This window comes from Microvirga solisilvae (assembly GCF_022808595.1).
Lineage (GTDB): Bacteria > Pseudomonadota > Alphaproteobacteria > Rhizobiales > Beijerinckiaceae > Microvirga > Microvirga solisilvae.
Window position 1 is genome coordinate 817,998 of the sequence record NZ_JAKUCN010000001.1, and the last position, 15,610, is coordinate 833,607.

Genomic DNA, 15,610 nt, shown 5'->3' on the forward strand with positions numbered 1-15,610 from the left:
TGTGGGAATGGTCAAGCTCTGGAATGGTGACTGCGTTACGAAATCACGGAGGACCCCTCACATGAGCACCCTGCCCCGCCCGAGCGTCGTGGAAGCCCGAGCCAACCTGAAGGAAGCGTTGCGCACGCATGCGCTGCTCGTCTCCGACGTACGCTTCAATCAGGCGGAGAGCATGCAGCACGCGATGGGCCATCTCGCGATGACTCGCCTCGAAGATCCCGAGAGCATCGTCGGACCTGCCGACGGCGGCAGGCTTGCGGAAGGTGATGAGATTGGAAGTGGGAGCCCGATAGGTCATGCGGCCTCTCCAGAGGCAATGGGATCATCCGGCTTGCGCCCTGCAAGAAAGGCCAAGCGAGTGCGATGAAGCCCTTCGATGGTCACAGCACCACCCGTCACCTCAACGATTTTTTCAGCCGTTCTCGCGTCCGCGACGCGAATGCCCAAGGCGTAGCGCCGAGCAGTCACGTCGGACTTGTCGAACAAAGCGCCAAGCTCCTCAAAAGAGAGGGCGTTTTTTCGCCGAAAGGCCTCAAGGGGAAAGTTATGTGCATCCATGACAGTCCTATTCCGTCCATATCAGACGGTAATTGTCAAGGCTTTTCGTCCGTATGTGACGTGGATTGTTCCGTCCAAGTCGGACATAAATCGGGCCCGACCAGCACCAGGACCCTTAGCGCACCCATGAACCAACAGCGGCGAGGCCGAAAATCTACGCCCCGGGACTACCCGAACCGCCTGAATGAATGGCGGAGCCGCCGGGGCTTGAGCCTTCAGCAGCTGGCGGACAGAACGAACACGACGGACTCGACCATCTCCAAGCTCGAGGTGGGCCGCACGACGCTTGATATTGACTGGATGATGCGGCTTGCGGATGCCCTTGATATCGGCCCCGCAGATCTCCTTCCGGCCAGCGCACCCACCAGCAAGACCCGTCAGATTGATATCGTCGGCACGGTGGAACCGGGACGCTGGGCATCGGAGCACTCTTGGCCGATGGCGGAACGGTACTCCATCATCGTGCCGAACCAGCCCGGTTTTGAGGGACGCGCTATCGAAGGCCGCCATGTGCTGGGCGACCTGATGAACAAGACATACCCGGCCAATTCCATCGTGCTCGTGGATATGGAGCCCCTGTCCTCACAGGAATTGGAAGCGGGCGCCCATTATCTCATCGCGCGAATCAACGACGGCCTTTCCGAAGAGACCGTGCGTGGGGTGCAGTGCGACGACAAAGGCCAGTGGTGGCTTGTGCCGGAATCAACATCTCCGGAATTCCAGGCATGGGTTCCCCTCAACGACTCAACCGTGAAGGAAACCCGCATCCTGGGGCGCGTGGTTTCAAGCTGGGTGCAGAAATAAGAACTGGGCCAGGTGTGGTCGATCAGGGATCGATCGAGAGCCTCAACGCACCAGGCAGAACACGATAATCGACAGCGTATCCGCCGAAGCGCCCATCGGCCGCGCCCACCATACGCCCCGTGCGGATCTGTTCTTTCTTCGCCTTCATGATCGCCGCATCCTGCAGCTTGCTCGCGAAAGGCAGGGCCTTTCCGGCATTCCTCGCGTCGACAGCAGCCACCGCGCTCTGGACAAAGGCGGTCCATCGCGCCGCATCCGTCATCGCCCCTTGCGTAAGAGACGCACCGAGGCCCTGAAACGCACCATCGGCGCCGCACTGAATCGACGCCTTGATGTTGAGCAGGTTGGTGATGTTTTCCAGCCCAGGCGTGTAGGCCGAGGCCTCATATTCGATATCCGGCAACAAGTCGCCCGACTTCGCATCAGCAGACTCCAGCGCGGCCTTGAACTGATCGCAAGAGACCTTCGCCAAAGCCGGCACCGCGCCGAATGCGACGACGCTAGTTAAAACCACACCCACAACCCGACGCATCTCGCCCCTCCTGGGGACGATTTATCCCCGCTTCATTACCTCATTCCCATCTTCCCAAAGCCGTTTTGTCGCATCTACGTCTATTTTGGACGGATAATGCTTGACTTTAACCGTCTGATATGGACGGAATGCTCCCATCAACAAACCGATGGGGGCATACCATGGGGCACGGACTGAGCGAGGCGCGGGTCGTCACGCATGACGGGTTCATCTGGCCGGTCGAACGTCACGCGATGCGGGCGCACGACGCCATCCGCCAGCGCATGGCGGAAGATCTCAAGCGTCTGAGAGATGAGGCCGGTGAGAACCCGGTCGAACTCACCGAGGCAGGCTGGACCTTCGAGCAGGTGCAGGTTCACGGCCTCGCTGCGAAATTGCGCCTCGATCGCGAGGAGCGCGACGCCGCGGAAACCGAGCCCAAGGGCTTCGGCCTCGTGCGCCAGTTCTCCCGCAGCGCCGCCGAACTCGCCTGCCTCACCGCCTTCCTCGGCGCAGGCCTCGTGATCGCCCTCCACCTCACCCAGATGATGGGAGCGTGAGATGGCGGCAATAGCTCAAATCGAAACTCCGAGCCGCGCCGGTCACACCATTGGCGGCCTCCTCTGGGTAGATCATGCGATCTATCGCGCCGAGCATGGCGATGAAATTACCATCCTGACCATCCGCAAGGGAGATCCGAAGGGAGATATCCTTTTTCGGGCACCATTCACACCTGAGATCGCCCGTGACTTCAGCACGATTGCGAGGATGTTGAACTCGAAGATCAACGTCGATGCACTTCTCCCGAGGATCGAAGCATGACCTGGATGCAAACCGCGTCGGGTCGCGCTTTCGACCTGCTCAACCCTTCCGCCGATGATGTGAACTTCGAGGTGGATGTGATCCCCTCGCTCGCGAAGACCGGGCGCTTCGCCTGCCACGGCCCCGTCGAGTCCGATGCCTATTCGGTCGGCCAGCACAGCGTGCTTGGCGCACATGCGCTCTATCGCGACACCGGCAGCAAAGAGATGGCAGCTGCCTTTCTCCTGCACGATGCCCGCGAATCCTATATCGGCGACAACATCTCGCCCATGCAGCGCGCCCTCGCCGCGTATGCGGGGCAAATCGCCCGCGACGAACTTGGCGAACGGGCGCAGCCCGGCGGCAAGCGCCTGGTGGAGCTCGCATTCCAATTGATGGGGCACCAGGTAGATGCGGCTATCTATACAGCCGCCGGCATCACCTATCCCCTTCCGCCCGACGTGGCCGCGAAGGTGAAGGAATATGACCTTCGCATGCTGAAGGCCGAAATCCTGCAGCTTCTCGTCAAGCCGCCGAAGCCTTGGACCGAGGCCATCGAGAAGGCAGAGCCGCTGCGCCTCAAAGGCAAGATCACAATCTGGCCATGGCGCAGAACGGCGGACGAGTTCTGTTCCGCGATGAAACTCTACCTCCCCGCCGCGCTCCAGCGCGCGGCGTGACCAGCCTTCACCTTCGGAGAATTACGATGGCAACCCCTCGAAAGAGAACGCGTAATACGCGGCGCGTGTCCACGACAGCCGCCGCAGCTACACCCTGCCCGTTCGACATCGGAGATACGGTCCGGCTGAAGTCGGGCGGGATCACGATGACCGTTGCGCGCGGCCCGCTCTGCCATGACGGCGATTGCGTCGAGGTCGTCTACTCGCACTTTGAGACTCTGAGACGCGACACGCTCCCGATCGCGACTCTGACCCCTGTGACAACGGACGACATCCCGTTCTGACCCATCCAGGGCGGGCGCAACAAGCCCGCCCCATTCCTCCGAGGGGCAAACCATGAAGATCCTCACCGAACGCGCCGCGCTGCTGAAGGCGCTCACCGGCCTCAACCGGGTGGTGGAGAAGCGGAACACCATTCCGATCCTCTCCAATGTGCTGCTGAAAGCTGAAGGCGACACGCTCTTCCTCAAGGCCACCGATCTCGACATCGAGATGACGGACCAGACGGCCTGCGAGACCGCCGAGCCCGGCGCCACCACCGTCTCGGCCGCCATGCTGCATGACATCGTGCGCAAGATGCCCGACGGCGCGCAGATCTCGCTCGAGACGATCGAGGACGGCGCCCGCGTGGCGGTGAAGGCTGGCCGCTCCCGCTTCCAGCTGCAGGCGCAGCCCGCAGAGGATTACCCCGACCTCGCGGCGGGCGAGATGCCCTACACCTTCACCCTGCCCGGCCCGACCCTGGCCAAGATGATCGCGCGGACGCGCTTTGCCATCTCAACGGAAGAGACGCGCTATTATCTGAACGGCATTTACCTGCACACGCTGGCGGACGGCATTCTCACCGCCGCGGCGACCGACGGCCACCGCCTGGCGCGAACCGAGATCGCCGCCCCTGATGTCGTGGAGGGAATGCCCGGCATCATCATTCCGCGCAAGACCGTGGGCGAGCTCGAAAAGCTCGCCGATGAGGCCGGGAAGGATGGCGCGCTTACTTTCGAGGTGTCGTCCCAGAAGATCCGCGTGAGCGTGGGCAAGACCGTGCTGACCTCCAAGCTGATCGACGGCACCTTCCCGGATTACGAGCGCGTCATCCCGCGCGCCAACGACAAGATCGCGGTGGTGGAGATCGCCCATCTCAAGAACGCCATCGACCGCGTGACGAGCGTGTCGTCCGAGCGCGGCAACGCGGTCAAGTTCACTTTTGCCGATGGCCGCATCACCCTGTTCGTGCAGAACCCGGACGCCGGCAACGCCACGGACGAGGTGGAGGCCGATTACGACGCGGCGGAACTCTCCATCGGATTCAACGGCCGCTATGCCCTCGACATCCTGAATGCGCTCGGCGGCGACACCACCCGCATCAAGCTCGCCGATGCGGGCTCTCCCACGATCTTCCAGCCCGCCGCAGACGACAGCCTGCTTTGCGTGCTGATGCCGATGAGGGTGTGAGCCATGAACCGCGCCAATCCGATCCGCCTGCAGAGAATGCGCAGCCGCTTCATCGCCCTCTATGACAGCGCGAAGCGCGCGCACCGCGGTCAGGCCACCGCCAGCCGCAAACTGTGCAAAGCCACCACCGAGTTGCTGAAGGCCGAAGTCGCGGCCCACCAGCGCCGCGCCAAAGCAGCCGAGAAGGCCCGCCCGAGCGCCGCCATGCCCGATCTGTTCGCGATGGAGCACGCCCATGCCTGAGATCCTGCAGATGACCACCGACCAGGTGGAACAAGCCGTCGGCTACATCTTCATCGCCTCCTTCCTCCTTCTCGCCCTCGCCGGCCTCGCGGACCGGCTATGGCCGGTGAAGACCTCCAACAATCGAAAGCACTGAGATGTCCGCATCCGTCAATAAAGTCATCCTCGTCGGCAACCTCGGACGCGATCCTGAGGTGCGCCGCAACAACGCCGGCGATCCGATCGTCAATCTGCGCATTGCCACCTCGGAAACCTGGAAGGACAAGGCGACCGGCGAGCGCAAGGAAAAGACCGAGTGGCACTCGGTGGTGATTTTCAACGAGAACTTAGGCCGCGTGGCCGAGCAGTACCTGAAGAAGGGCTCGAAGGTTTATGTCGAGGGCCAACTTCAGACGCGCAAGTGGACGGACCAGCAGGGTGTCGAGAAGTACTCGACGGAAGTGGTGCTGCAGCGCTTCCGCGGCGAGCTGACGATCCTGGATGGTCGCAACGGCCCGCCGACGCCGAGCGGATCCGATTACGGCGAGCAGCGCACCCGCGACACCGGTTCCGGCTATGGCGACGCAAAGAACGGATCCGCCCCATCAGGCGGCACCCGCCACGACATCGACGACGACATCCCGTTCTAAGCCCCGCCCCGCTCCCAAAACCGCCTCATAGGAACCCGCCATGACTGAACTGATGAAGAGAGAATTCATGGAACTGATCGACCCTTTCACGGGCGATACTGTGCAGATCAGCGCGGATATCGTTGACCGCCTTGAAGGACGGTATGCAATCGGCCCCACTCTCCCCAACGGCGAGCCCGAATTTGGATGGAGGCAGCACGAGCCAACTCCGATCAATCTTGAAGCCGCGAAAGTCATCCGAGCACTCCGCGCCGCCCTCTCATCTCACGAGGGGATGGGATGGAGGCTGATTGAAACGGCTCCGACAGACAGAGAGATCGAAGTCTGCGACCATGAAACGGGCTGCCGTGCATTCCTTGCAGCGACCCCGCCTCACTTCAGATGGGACCCGTCTGCAGCCGGTTGGACGCACTGGCGAGAACCCACATCTCTTCCCGCCGCTCCCTCTCTCTCCACACAGGAGAGCTGAGATGGGCAAGCGCGATTACGTCGATGATCGGGATGCCCAAGTCTCAGCGATGGACAATTGGATTGCTGGGCAAGAAGCCATGACACCATCAGCCGAGAGGAAAGATATGGATGTGACGTCACTCGCTCACGCTCGTCCTAAGAGCCCCCTATCGGCAGGCTCGTCGGAGCGTGGTGGAGGGAACCCGGCGTCTGCGCAGCGTGTCGAACAACTTTCTGATACTGTGGCCCTCTACCTAGGGGACTGCCTTGATGTGCTGCCCGAGGTTGCTCCGGCTGACCTAGTTGCGACCGACCCGCCATACCTCAATCTAACAGGCGGCGCCGTGCTCCCGCAGGGCGGGGTTGGGTCCAGGAAGACGATCAGCAAGACGCTTGGCGATGAATGGGGAGCACACCTGGAGTGGGCCTCGTTGGCAGAAGCAAAAGCCAAAAAAGGTTTACTGGTCTTCTGCTCTCATCAAGGCATAGTAGAGACCCGGCAGGCGTTTACCGCACGGCCTCTTGCCCTTGTTACTTGGTACAAGCGCAATACGCCCGCAGCGCTTAAAGGCGTCCCGCGCCACACTGCAGAATTTGTGTGGGTGCTTGCAACGGGTGGCGGGCTGGAGTGGCACAAACTCGACAGCACCGTAATTGATATCCCCAACATCAATGCTGGCTGCGTCTCGACCGGCGAACGCCTGACAAACCCGGATGGCTCCGTGGCGCACCCATCACAGAAGCCGTTGGCGCTAATGGAAAAGCTGCTTGCTGTCGGAGGAGAGTCGGTCCTCGATCCGTTTATGGGGACTGGAACGACAGGTGTCGCGGCTGTGAAATCAGGGCGTTCATTCGTCGGGATAGAGCGAGATCCGAAGTATTTTGATCTTGCCTGCAAGCGGATCGAAGACGCCCTAAGCCGCCCTGATATGTTCGCCCCGCGACCCCTCACACTCAAGCAGGAGTCCTTTTTATGAACCGCTTGTCACACCCCGCGTCATGCGATGGAAGCCGCGCAGCGGGCGAAACGCAAAGCGGTTCGATCCGTCAGGACGACAGCGCGGTGCCTGAAAGGCAGACGCCCGTCCCCTCCCCCGTACTGAAGGAAGGGGCAGTAGAAATAGAGCCGGTCGCGTGGCAAATCAGAACGAAACGCAAGGACGGGAGCTGGGGGCATTGGTTCGCTGCTGATGATACCACCCTCGCGACGGCAAGAGCGCATGGGAAAATCCTTTGGGATGATAAGCGCCCCCATAATGGTTTTGTGGAGGCCGAATGTCGCCCCCTCTATGATGCTCGCGCCCTCACCTCCCTTCAATCCGGTCTGGTAGAGGCGCAGAGGGAACGGGATGGCTGCAAGACGGTCATTGAATCCCAGGAAACCAGCATTGCGATCTTAGAGCGTAAGGTGCAGCACTGGCAGGAGCGCGCCGAAGCTCTCCAAGCCGAGAATGATATGCTGAAGGCTGAACGAGACACGCTTCAAGCAAAAATGCCAGAGTTGATGCGGTTTAAGTGGAACGATGCCGAACTCCAGCGACAAATGGAGAAGGCAGACACCGCAGAAGCCCAACTCTCAGAACTCCGTAAGCGGCTGGATCGCTCCACGCCATACGATGTGAAGTACCAAGCGCAAAACAGGATCGACGGTGATTGGTTCTATATCGACGAAGAACACTTCGGCAAGAACCCAGACCGCCGCTATCGCAAGCTACACGTCTATATCGTTTCTGAGGACGCAGCACTCCAGACCAATGGAGAGAGCAAGTGAGCGGACATTGCGACAATGAATTGATCTGGGGCGGGCTTACCCCCGTCAAGGTCGAGGAGATGGAAACTGAAAGGCGGCGGCTTCGTGCGTTCTTCGAGCGCGTTGAGAACAAAGCCGCTTGGGACCCCGCTGTAAAGCCTGAGTTAGATGTCCGAAACGCGGATCATATCGCGTGCATGCTTTCGGAACATCTGCGGATCAAGAACGGCCATATCGAAGGCATCCCCTTCGTCGCGGTTCAGATCGCGGAAGCCATCGACAGCCTCGAAGCATCCCGCTCCCTCCTCAATAAGGAGAAGGAAGGACAATGAGCGAGTTGGAGAGCGATCTGGAAAAGCAAATTGAAGCTGCCAAGCGCGACATCATCCGGTGCGAGAGGCACCTCTCGAAAGCGCAAGACGAAGTGAGGTGGGCCGAAGACGAGGTGCTCAATGCTAAGGCGCGCCATCGTAGGCTGCTGAAGAAAATGGCCAAACAATTGATGGAGCCCTCCCATGACTGATCTTCACTCTCTCAAGGAAAGGATCGGACAGGCTGAGGGGCCGGAGCGGTTTTGGCTGATCCTTCGCGAGCCTCGCTGTGTGCCGGAGTTAAAGGGACCGTTCCTCGTTGGGACACAGGCTCAGACTTTGCGAGAGTTCATGAAGGCAAGGCCGCAAGCCTTCATAACAGTCCTATGGTTCGACGAATATTGTGGGCCAATGGTCGAGGACGGCCCGGCGTGGCTGATGGTATTGGATCGCCGCTCACGGTCCACGGCGCTGAAGCATATCGATTCCACCAGAGCCGCCCTCACCCAAGACCATGGAGACGAGAATGTCTGAGAAGATGGACGCCGAAACCGTTGAATACGGATTGATCGTCTCTTTCCCGGATCAAAGCCCCGGCTTCACGCATGGCTTCGAAGCCGGGATGCTCTGGCTACGCATGTCAGAAAGCACCGAGCGCGAAATCGAAATCACCACCCATGCCGATAACCGCGAAGTGATCCAGCGTATGGCCGCTAGTCTGGGATGGTCCAGCGCGATCAATCCGAGTGGCGTCGAAGGCTGGGATTATACGCAACTCGTCAAGGTGGAAAGCAAGCCCCGTCCTGAGTTGCGCCTGGTCGTAGACAATGGAGGCATTGGCCATGTCTGAGAAGATGAGGGGCGCTCTCGAAAAGGCCAAAGACTTCATCACGCACAGGTCCGCCCGCGACAGCGTCGGGTTCAACGATGTCCTGAATACCATCGAAGACGCCCTCCTCTCGTCCGTCACGCCATCGGGAGAGGGGAATTTGGGGTGCCTTCCGTCGCCTTCGGCTCCTCAGGAAAGTGGTGTTCAGCCGCAGCAGCACGCCGCTATGTCGCTTCTACGCAAGCTCGTTGAGAGCGCCGAAGGAACGTATGAACGGTGGCGGGAAATTTTCGAGGTGAAGGGGCAGAAATGGCCGTCGCACCAAGAGCCAACCGGAGTGCGGGTCGACTGGCCTCTTATCAAGGAGGCTCGCGCCCTCATCGATAGCGGCGAGCCTGAAACCTTGGGGGCTCTTAGGAGGAGCGAAGCGACGGACGTCACCCCAAATTCCCCCACCCCAGAAGCAGAGGGGTAGCGGCATGCTGAATGATTTCCCGATTCCCGACCGACTCGCCAAAGCCTTTGAGGGGCGCACCTCGCTGACGCTCCAGGAAGCGGCCAATGCCCTGGAGATGGATGCCAAAGACCTCCGAAAAGAGGTGAAACTCGGAAAAGTGACCTACATCTTGCGCGGCGGCGGAGAGCAGCGCAAGTTACGTCGTTTCCTTCTGACCGACCTGTTATCCTACTTGAAAGCTAAGCGAGAGACGGAATGTCCCTCTACACGCGCACCGACTCGCCGTACATCTGGGCGGAATTCTGGATCGACGGTGTTCGATTTCGACTCTCTACGGAGGAAACGGATCGCCGCCGCGCCAGGGTCGCCGAACGGCGCCTGAAGCTCCAAAAGAAGGCCGAACTTGAGCATTCTCGTCGGCAGGAGGCCCAGGATGAACAAAGACGCGCTGTCTGGGGCGGCAAGGAGCCACCCAGCCTGAGCTACGTCGCGGCCCGCTACTGGGAAGAGGTCGGGCAGTTCCACACGGCCTCTGACACCACCTGGCGCTCGCTGGAATGGCTGGTCGATCATTTCGGGGGCGAGACATTGCTCACCGAGATCACAGCCGAGAGGATCTCCAGCATGGTGGCGAAGCGCCGGGGCATTCGCGTGCGACGGGACAAGGAGACAAAGCGCCTGGTCGAGATCCCCAGCGACAAGGTCGAGAACGCCACGGTCAACCGTTATGCGACAGAACCCCTGCGCAAGCTCTTCCGCCGGGCTCGGGACGTGTGGGGCTATCCGGTACCCTACCCGGCCTGGGGCGAGTTCCTGCTCGAGGAGCCGGAAGAGCGCGTGCGCGAGGCGAGCCCTGACGAGGAAGCGAAGATCATTGAAAAGCTCGGGCCCGATTATGGGCGGCTCTTCCGATTCATGCTGGCCGCCGGCCCACGAGCCCAGGGAGCCCTCCTCACCTGGCCGCAGATCGATTGGTTCAACCGACTCGCCCGCATCCGTAGCAAGCGGAAGAAGGGTACCGAACGCTGGTACACCGTCCCTCTGACCGTCAAGGCGATGGCGATCCTGGAGGAATGCAAAGGGCACCACGAGACCTTCGTCTTCACCTATGTCGCCCGCCGCACCACGAACCCAGGACGGCCCGGCGAGCGGGTCAAGGGCCAGCGCTACCCCATCACGAACGAGGGCTTCAAGAGCGAATGGCGCCGCCTCGTGGTCGACACCGGACTCGCCCCAGGGTTCCGCCGGCATGATACTCGCCACACCACCGGCACCCGATTCCTACGCATCACCGGCAACTTGAAGGCCACCAAGGAGCTGCTTGGCCATAAGCGGATCGAGACAACGATGCGGTATGCCCACGTGCTGGTCGACGACATCCGCCATGGGCTTGAGGCAGTGGAGCAGGCCTACACCACGACGGCCAATCAAACTTCGGAAGGCGCGCCGACAACTGCCAGGAAGACCACAGCGTAAAACGCACAGAGCACAAGCACGCCACGTGAGAAGGCCGGGAATGCTCCCGGCCTTTTTGTATTTCCCGTGGTGGGAACAAAGCAGGATTCGTCCGTGGGGGATTCCGTGGGGGACTTAGCCGCCCAAACCGGCACATAATCACCCTTCGTTCCCCTTAGCACCCTCGCGCCCGTTTTGGCGCAGAGGCCTTGAAACCCAAGAGAAACAAAGGAAAGAATGGTCGGAGCGAGAGGATTTGAACCTCCGACCCCTAGTCCCCCAGACTAGTGCGCTAACCGGGCTGCGCTACGCTCCGACGCCTTGAACGGCTCGTGTCAATTAGCTCTCGAAGCCCCGGTCCGCAACCCCTGAAATGCACTTTCGGGAGGAAACTGCGCCGAAATGCACATCCGAGACCGAGGGCCCCGGAAGCGAATTATTGCTGACCCCATTCCGCTAAGCTGAAACCAAGCCACCTTGCGGGCGTTCGCGACAGCAGCGGCAGCCCAGAGTCGAGCGCCACCTCCGGCGCGTCGCGGCCCGGCCGTGAGCTTCATCAGGAGAATCCTCATGAATCGTCGCGCCCTCCTTCTCGGTGGTATGACCGCTGTCCTCGTGACGGCCCCTGCCCAGGCCCAGACCAGCGGCTCGTCCTCATCTCCGTCGCCCGGAGCCTCTGCCGGCGGCCAGATGAGCCAGGCCGACATGCAGCACATGCAACAGACCATGCAGCTCGGCATGGTGGCCCTGGAAACGAGCCGCATTGCCATGAGCAAGGCGCGCAACGAAGATCTCAAGCGCTTCGCCAATTTCGAGGTGCAGGAGCAAACTACTCTCGGCGAGGTTCTGCGCTCCATGATGGATCCTGGCGCCACCGCCGCCACAGGCCAGCCTGGTGCGGCCATGCAGGGCTCCATGCAAATGGACGCGAGCGCGCGGGACATGATGCAGAAGCTGGAAAGCCACCAGGCCGGCGCGGAGTTCGACCGAGCCTATCTGCAGGCTCAACTCCAGGGGCATCGCGATCTTCTGCAGGTGCAGGAGCGCTATCTTCAATCCAACGCGCAGAACCGCGAGCATATGAATGTTGCCAAGATGGCGCGCGGCCATATCCGCGAGCATATCGCCATCCTCGAAGAGATGCAGAAGACCATCCGCTAAGTGATGAAAAAACCCGCTCCACCGATTGAGTGGAGCGGGTGAGTTTCAGGAGTGTCTCGGGAGGAAGTCCCGTCAACATCAGCCACAGCCTCTTGTTGCAGGGGTGCGGCGTTCCACCTCAACTCACACATCCTCGAAGCAGGCTCGCGAAGTCTTTCATCGGTTCGATGAAAGCTGCGGCATATGCGCCAGCAGAGCCTTGCGGAGGGATAAACTCGATATTGAGAGGAAGCAGTCGAATCCTCATGAAACCTGTGAGCGCACGGCGCCGGACAAGTCTTCGACAGATCGCTGAGGATGAGAAGGAGAATGGTGGGCGGTGAGGGGATCGAACCCCCGACCTGCGGTGTGTAAAACCGATGCTCTACCAGCTGAGCTAACCGCCCCACTCGCGCCCTTCGGGAATCTCTCGCCGAAGGAACATGCGTCATATCAGAAGCTGCGTATGTTTCCAGCCCTGATGTGCCTGACATAAAAAGAGAAGGCCAACAACGCAAGCGTGTTGGCCCTCTTTCACAAGCGAAAGCTGCTTTGAAAAGCGCTTACTTCGCGTTGACGGCGTCCTTCAGGCCGGCGCCGGCGCGGAACTTCGGGGTCTTCGAAGCCGGAACCTTCACCTTCTCGCCGGTACGCGGGTTGCGGGCTTCACCGGCAGCGCGGTTGGTCACCACGAACGTGCCGAAGCCAACGATCTTCACCTCGTCGCCCTTCTTCAGAGCGCCGGTGATCGCCTCGATGGCGGCGTCGATCGCCTCACCAGCCTGGCCACGGGAAAGGCCGACCTTGTCGGCAACGGCAGCAACGAGCTCGCCTTTGTTCATTTCATAATCCTCCAGTGATCACGGCGATGAGAATTATGTATCACCGTTTCAGGAAGCATTCGTGTGGCGCAAAGCGGGACCGTAAGCAACCCCCAAACCGCCTGAAATGAGCCATTTTGTGCCGTTTCACACTAAAAAAGCCCCCGGATTTCGCATCCGGGGGCCTCTTTATTCCTAGGAAGACGTCAATCCCTTAGTGGGCAACGACTCCAGCCGCGTCATCCTCGACGCTGGGCTTGCCAGCCTTGAGCACGGAAGCCTCGTCCCACTCGATCGGTTCGGGCATGCGCACGAGGGCATGCTGGAGAACCTGATCCATGGTGGAGACCGGCACGATCTCCATGCCGTTCTTCACGCTCGCCGGGATGTCGACCAGATCCTTGGCATTCTCCTCGGGGATCAAGACCTTCTTGATGCCGCCGCGAAGGGCCGCCAGGAGCTTCTCTTTCAACCCGCCGATAGGCAGCACCCTCCCCCGCAGCGTGACCTCACCCGTCATGGCGATATCGCGGCGGACCGGGATACCCGTGATGACGGAGACGATGGCGGTCGCCATCGCGATACCGGCCGATGGACCATCCTTCGGCGTCGCGCCTTCCGGCACGTGCACGTGGATGTCGCGACGGTCGAACAGCGGCGGCTCGACGCCGAAGGCAACCGCGCGGGAGCGGACATAGGACGCCGCAGCCGAGATCGATTCCTTCATCACGTCACGCAGGTTGCCCGTGACGGTCATCTTGCCCTTACCCGGCATGCCGATGCCTTCGATGGTGAGCAGCTCGCCGCCCACCTCGGTCCAGGCAAGACCGGTGACCGTGCCGACCGAATCCTCCGTCTCCGCCTCGCCGTAGCGATAACGCGGGGGACCAAGGAAGTCGGGCAGGTTCGCCGTGGTGACTTCCACTGACGGCACCTTGGACAGCAGGATCTCCTTCACCGCCTTGCGGACGAGGTTGTTGATCTCGCGCTCCAGGTTACGCACGCCTGCCTCGCGGGTGTAGCGGCGGACCAGCATGAGGAGAGCCTCATCGTCGATCTTCCACTCCTTCTCCGCCAGGCCATGCTTCTGCATGGACGACGGGATCAGGTGCGTGCGGGCGATCTCGGCCTTCTCTTCCTCGGTGTAACCCGCGATGCGGATCACTTCCATACGGTCGAGCAGCGGGCCGGGAATGTTGAGCGTGTTCGCCGTCGTTACGAACATCACGTTGGAGAGATCGTAATCCACCTCCAGGTAATGGTCGTTGAAGGTCGAGTTCTGCTCAGGATCGAGAACTTCGAGCAGAGCCGCCGACGGATCGCCGCGGAAGTCCATGCCCATCTTGTCGATCTCGTCGAGCAGAATGAGCGGGTTGGACGTCTTCGCCTTCCTCATCGACTGAATGATCTTGCCGGGCATCGAGCCGATATAGGTGCGGCGGTGACCGCGGATCTCGGACTCGTCACGGACGCCACCGAGCGACATGCGCACGAACTCGCGGCCCGTGGCCTTCGCGATCGACTTGCCGAGCGAGGTCTTACCCACACCGGGAGGGCCGACGAGGCAGAGGATCGGACCCGTGAGCTTGTTGGCACGCTGCTGCACGGCCAAGTACTCGACGATGCGCTCCTTGACCTTGTCCAGACCGTAGTGATCCGAATCCAGGACGTCCTGGGCGGCCTTCAGGTCCTTCTTCATCTTCGAGCGGCGGCCCCACGGGATGCCGAGCAGCCAGTCGAGATAGTTGCGCACGACGGTCGCTTCCGCGGACATGGGCGACATCTGGCGCAGCTTCTTCAACTCGCCGAGAGCCTTTTCGCGGGCTTCCTTCGTGAACTTGGTCTTTTCGATCTTCTCTTCGAGCTCGGCCAGCTCGTCGCGACCTTCGTCGTCGCCGAGTTCCTTCTGGATCGCCTTCATCTGCTCGTTGAGGTAGTACTCACGCTGCGTCTTCTCCATCTGACGCTTCACGCGGGTACGAATACGCTTCTCGACCTGCAGGACGGAGATTTCGCTCTCCATCATGCCGAGCACCTTCTCAAGGCGCTGCGCGACGGTCGGCGTCTCAAGGATCGCCTGCTTGTCGCCGATCTTGATAGCCAGATGCGAAGCAATCGTATCGGCGAGCTTCGCGGGCTCGTCGATCTGGGTCACAGCGGAAACGACTTCCGGCGAGACCTTCTTGTTGAGCTTCACATAGTTTTCGAACTCAGCCACCACCGAGCGGGCAAGCGCCTCCGCCTCGATTTGGTCGCCGAGAGAATCCGGAAGCACCTCGGCTTCGGCTTCGTAATATTCGTCTGTGCGGGTATAGGCCTTCACCTGCGCGCGGCTCGCGCCCTCGACCAGCACCTTCACGGTGCCGTCAGGAAGCTTGAGGAGCTGGAGCACGTTGGCGAGCGTACCGACCTTGTAGATCGCGTCCGTGGCAGGATCGTCATCCGTCGCATCGATCTGCGTTGCGAGCAGGATATGACGGTCGTTCTTGACCACTTCCTCAAGCGCACGGATCGATTTCTCGCGGCCCACGAAGAGCGGCACGATCATGTGCGGAAAAACGACGATGTCGCGCAGAGGCAGAACCGCATAGGTTCCTGTCGAGCCTGGAATGACAGGCTGACGTGGCTTCGACTGTGTCATGAGACAACATCCTTATGAATGCGCCCTAGGAGCCCCTTGGATAAGCTGGTCCTCGGACGGGATACCGGAATGCTCAGG

The 15,610-nt window shown here is 60.8% G+C and carries 24 protein-coding genes and 2 tRNA genes; 19 read left to right on the forward strand and 7 right to left on the reverse strand.

The genetic code is table 11. The annotated features are described in order from the left end of the window. Positions 1–43 precede the first annotated feature (43 nt). Positions 44–298, reverse strand: a complete 255-nt coding sequence (locus tag MJ639_RS04005) for a hypothetical protein (RefSeq protein WP_243368890.1) — start codon at positions 296–298, stop codon at positions 44–46. Continuing rightward, complete coding sequence (locus tag MJ639_RS04010; protein ID WP_243368891.1) at positions 295–486, reverse strand: hypothetical protein; 192 nt, start codon at positions 484–486, stop codon at positions 295–297. Before MJ639_RS04010 ends, MJ639_RS04005 begins: the two co-directional genes overlap by 4 nt. Before the next feature lie 198 nt (positions 487–684). Here MJ639_RS04010 and MJ639_RS04015 point away from each other — a divergent pair, with 198 nt between their 5' ends. Continuing rightward, complete coding sequence (locus tag MJ639_RS04015) at positions 685–1,362, forward strand: XRE family transcriptional regulator (protein ID WP_279306481.1); 678 nt, start codon at positions 685–687, stop codon at positions 1,360–1,362. A 22-nt stretch (positions 1,363–1,384) separates the two neighbouring features. On the opposite strand, the gene MJ639_RS04020 is transcribed toward MJ639_RS04015, so the two are convergent. Continuing rightward, positions 1,385–1,894, reverse strand: a complete 510-nt coding sequence (locus MJ639_RS04020) for a hypothetical protein (RefSeq protein ID WP_243368893.1) — start codon at positions 1,892–1,894, stop codon at positions 1,385–1,387. Positions 1,895–2,055: 161 nt separating this feature from the next. On the opposite strand from MJ639_RS04020, the gene MJ639_RS04025 reads away from it, so the two are divergent. The 17 genes from MJ639_RS04025 to MJ639_RS04100 all read left to right on the forward strand — a co-directional run bounded on the left by MJ639_RS04025 (position 2,056) and on the right by MJ639_RS04100 (position 10,951). Next, positions 2,056–2,433, forward strand: coding sequence for a hypothetical protein (locus MJ639_RS04025; RefSeq protein WP_243368894.1), 378 nt, complete (start codon positions 2,056–2,058; stop codon positions 2,431–2,433). A gap of 1 nt (position 2,434) precedes the next feature. Beyond that, positions 2,435–2,695 (forward strand): hypothetical protein, encoded by a 261-nt coding sequence (locus tag MJ639_RS04030; RefSeq protein WP_243368895.1) that lies wholly within the window; start codon positions 2,435–2,437, stop codon positions 2,693–2,695. Continuing rightward, positions 2,692–3,354: a hypothetical protein gene (locus tag MJ639_RS04035; RefSeq protein ID WP_243368896.1), complete on the forward strand. Its 663-nt coding sequence runs from the start codon at positions 2,692–2,694 to the stop codon at positions 3,352–3,354. Before MJ639_RS04030 ends, MJ639_RS04035 begins: the two co-directional genes overlap by 4 nt. Before the next feature lie 26 nt (positions 3,355–3,380). Continuing rightward, positions 3,381–3,638 (forward strand): DUF2158 domain-containing protein, encoded by a 258-nt coding sequence (locus MJ639_RS04040; protein ID WP_243368897.1) that lies wholly within the window; start codon positions 3,381–3,383, stop codon positions 3,636–3,638. Between the two features lie 52 nt (positions 3,639–3,690). After that, entirely contained in the window at positions 3,691–4,806 is a 1,116-nt protein-coding gene (gene dnaN, locus MJ639_RS04045; RefSeq protein ID WP_243368898.1) for a DNA polymerase III subunit beta, read from the forward strand. A gap of 3 nt (positions 4,807–4,809) precedes the next feature. Continuing rightward, a complete protein-coding gene (locus MJ639_RS04050) occupies positions 4,810–5,049 on the forward strand; it encodes a hypothetical protein (RefSeq protein WP_243368899.1) in 240 nt (79 codons plus the stop codon). Beyond that, positions 5,042–5,185, forward strand: coding sequence for a hypothetical protein (locus tag MJ639_RS04055; RefSeq protein ID WP_243368900.1), 144 nt, complete (start codon positions 5,042–5,044; stop codon positions 5,183–5,185). The genes MJ639_RS04050 and MJ639_RS04055 overlap by 8 nt, the downstream gene beginning before the upstream one ends. 1 nt (position 5,186) lies before the next feature. Continuing rightward, complete coding sequence (gene ssb, locus MJ639_RS04060) at positions 5,187–5,678, forward strand: single-stranded DNA-binding protein (protein ID WP_243368901.1); 492 nt, start codon at positions 5,187–5,189, stop codon at positions 5,676–5,678. A 40-nt stretch (positions 5,679–5,718) separates the two neighbouring features. After that, positions 5,719–6,147 carry a hypothetical protein gene (locus tag MJ639_RS04065; RefSeq protein ID WP_243368902.1) on the forward strand — a complete coding sequence of 143 codons (429 nt, stop codon included), beginning with the start codon at positions 5,719–5,721 and terminating at the stop codon, positions 6,145–6,147. Between the two features lies 1 nt (position 6,148). After that, a complete protein-coding gene (locus MJ639_RS04070) occupies positions 6,149–7,105 on the forward strand; it encodes a DNA-methyltransferase (RefSeq protein ID WP_243368903.1) in 957 nt (318 codons plus the stop codon). Continuing rightward, positions 7,102–7,899 carry a hypothetical protein gene (locus MJ639_RS04075; RefSeq protein WP_243368904.1) on the forward strand — a complete coding sequence of 266 codons (798 nt, stop codon included), beginning with the start codon at positions 7,102–7,104 and terminating at the stop codon, positions 7,897–7,899. The genes MJ639_RS04070 and MJ639_RS04075 overlap by 4 nt, the downstream gene beginning before the upstream one ends. A 176-nt stretch (positions 7,900–8,075) precedes the next feature. Continuing rightward, positions 8,076–8,210 carry a hypothetical protein gene (locus MJ639_RS17810; protein ID WP_279306482.1) on the forward strand — a complete coding sequence of 45 codons (135 nt, stop codon included), beginning with the start codon at positions 8,076–8,078 and terminating at the stop codon, positions 8,208–8,210. After that, positions 8,207–8,401 (forward strand): hypothetical protein, encoded by a 195-nt coding sequence (locus tag MJ639_RS04080; RefSeq protein WP_243368905.1) that lies wholly within the window; start codon positions 8,207–8,209, stop codon positions 8,399–8,401. The genes MJ639_RS17810 and MJ639_RS04080 overlap by 4 nt, the downstream gene beginning before the upstream one ends. Then, positions 8,394–8,723, forward strand: a complete 330-nt coding sequence (locus tag MJ639_RS04085; protein ID WP_243368906.1) for a hypothetical protein — start codon at positions 8,394–8,396, stop codon at positions 8,721–8,723. The genes MJ639_RS04080 and MJ639_RS04085 overlap by 8 nt, the downstream gene beginning before the upstream one ends. Continuing rightward, a complete protein-coding gene (locus tag MJ639_RS04090; protein ID WP_243368907.1) occupies positions 8,716–9,039 on the forward strand; it encodes a hypothetical protein in 324 nt (107 codons plus the stop codon). The genes MJ639_RS04085 and MJ639_RS04090 overlap by 8 nt, the downstream gene beginning before the upstream one ends. Further along, on the forward strand, positions 9,032–9,493 hold the full coding sequence (locus tag MJ639_RS04095) for a hypothetical protein (RefSeq protein ID WP_243368908.1): 462 nt from the start codon (positions 9,032–9,034) through the stop codon (positions 9,491–9,493). The genes MJ639_RS04090 and MJ639_RS04095 overlap by 8 nt, the downstream gene beginning before the upstream one ends. A gap of 237 nt (positions 9,494–9,730) precedes the next feature. Next, a complete protein-coding gene (locus tag MJ639_RS04100) occupies positions 9,731–10,951 on the forward strand; it encodes a tyrosine-type recombinase/integrase (RefSeq protein ID WP_243368909.1) in 1,221 nt (406 codons plus the stop codon). 217 nt (positions 10,952–11,168) lie between these two features. Here MJ639_RS04100 and MJ639_RS04105 read toward each other — a convergent pair. Then, a tRNA-Pro gene (locus tag MJ639_RS04105) sits at positions 11,169–11,246 on the reverse strand. Between the two features lie 254 nt (positions 11,247–11,500). Between MJ639_RS04105 and MJ639_RS04110 the strand changes: the two genes are divergently transcribed. Continuing rightward, positions 11,501–12,091: a DUF4142 domain-containing protein gene (locus MJ639_RS04110; RefSeq protein ID WP_243368910.1), complete on the forward strand. Its 591-nt coding sequence runs from the start codon at positions 11,501–11,503 to the stop codon at positions 12,089–12,091. A 310-nt stretch (positions 12,092–12,401) separates the two neighbouring features. Here the strand turns inward: MJ639_RS04110 and MJ639_RS04115 are convergent. The 3 genes from MJ639_RS04115 to lon form a co-directional block, all read right to left on the reverse strand. Then, positions 12,402–12,477, reverse strand: a tRNA-Val gene (locus MJ639_RS04115). Positions 12,478–12,633: 156 nt separating this feature from the next. Next, positions 12,634–12,912: an HU family DNA-binding protein gene (locus MJ639_RS04120; protein WP_027316665.1), complete on the reverse strand. Its 279-nt coding sequence runs from the start codon at positions 12,910–12,912 to the stop codon at positions 12,634–12,636. Positions 12,913–13,105: 193 nt separating this feature from the next. Next, on the reverse strand, positions 13,106–15,532 hold the full coding sequence (gene lon / locus MJ639_RS04125) for an endopeptidase La (RefSeq protein ID WP_243368911.1): 2,427 nt from the start codon (positions 15,530–15,532) through the stop codon (positions 13,106–13,108). Between the last annotated feature and the right edge of the window lie 78 nt (positions 15,533–15,610).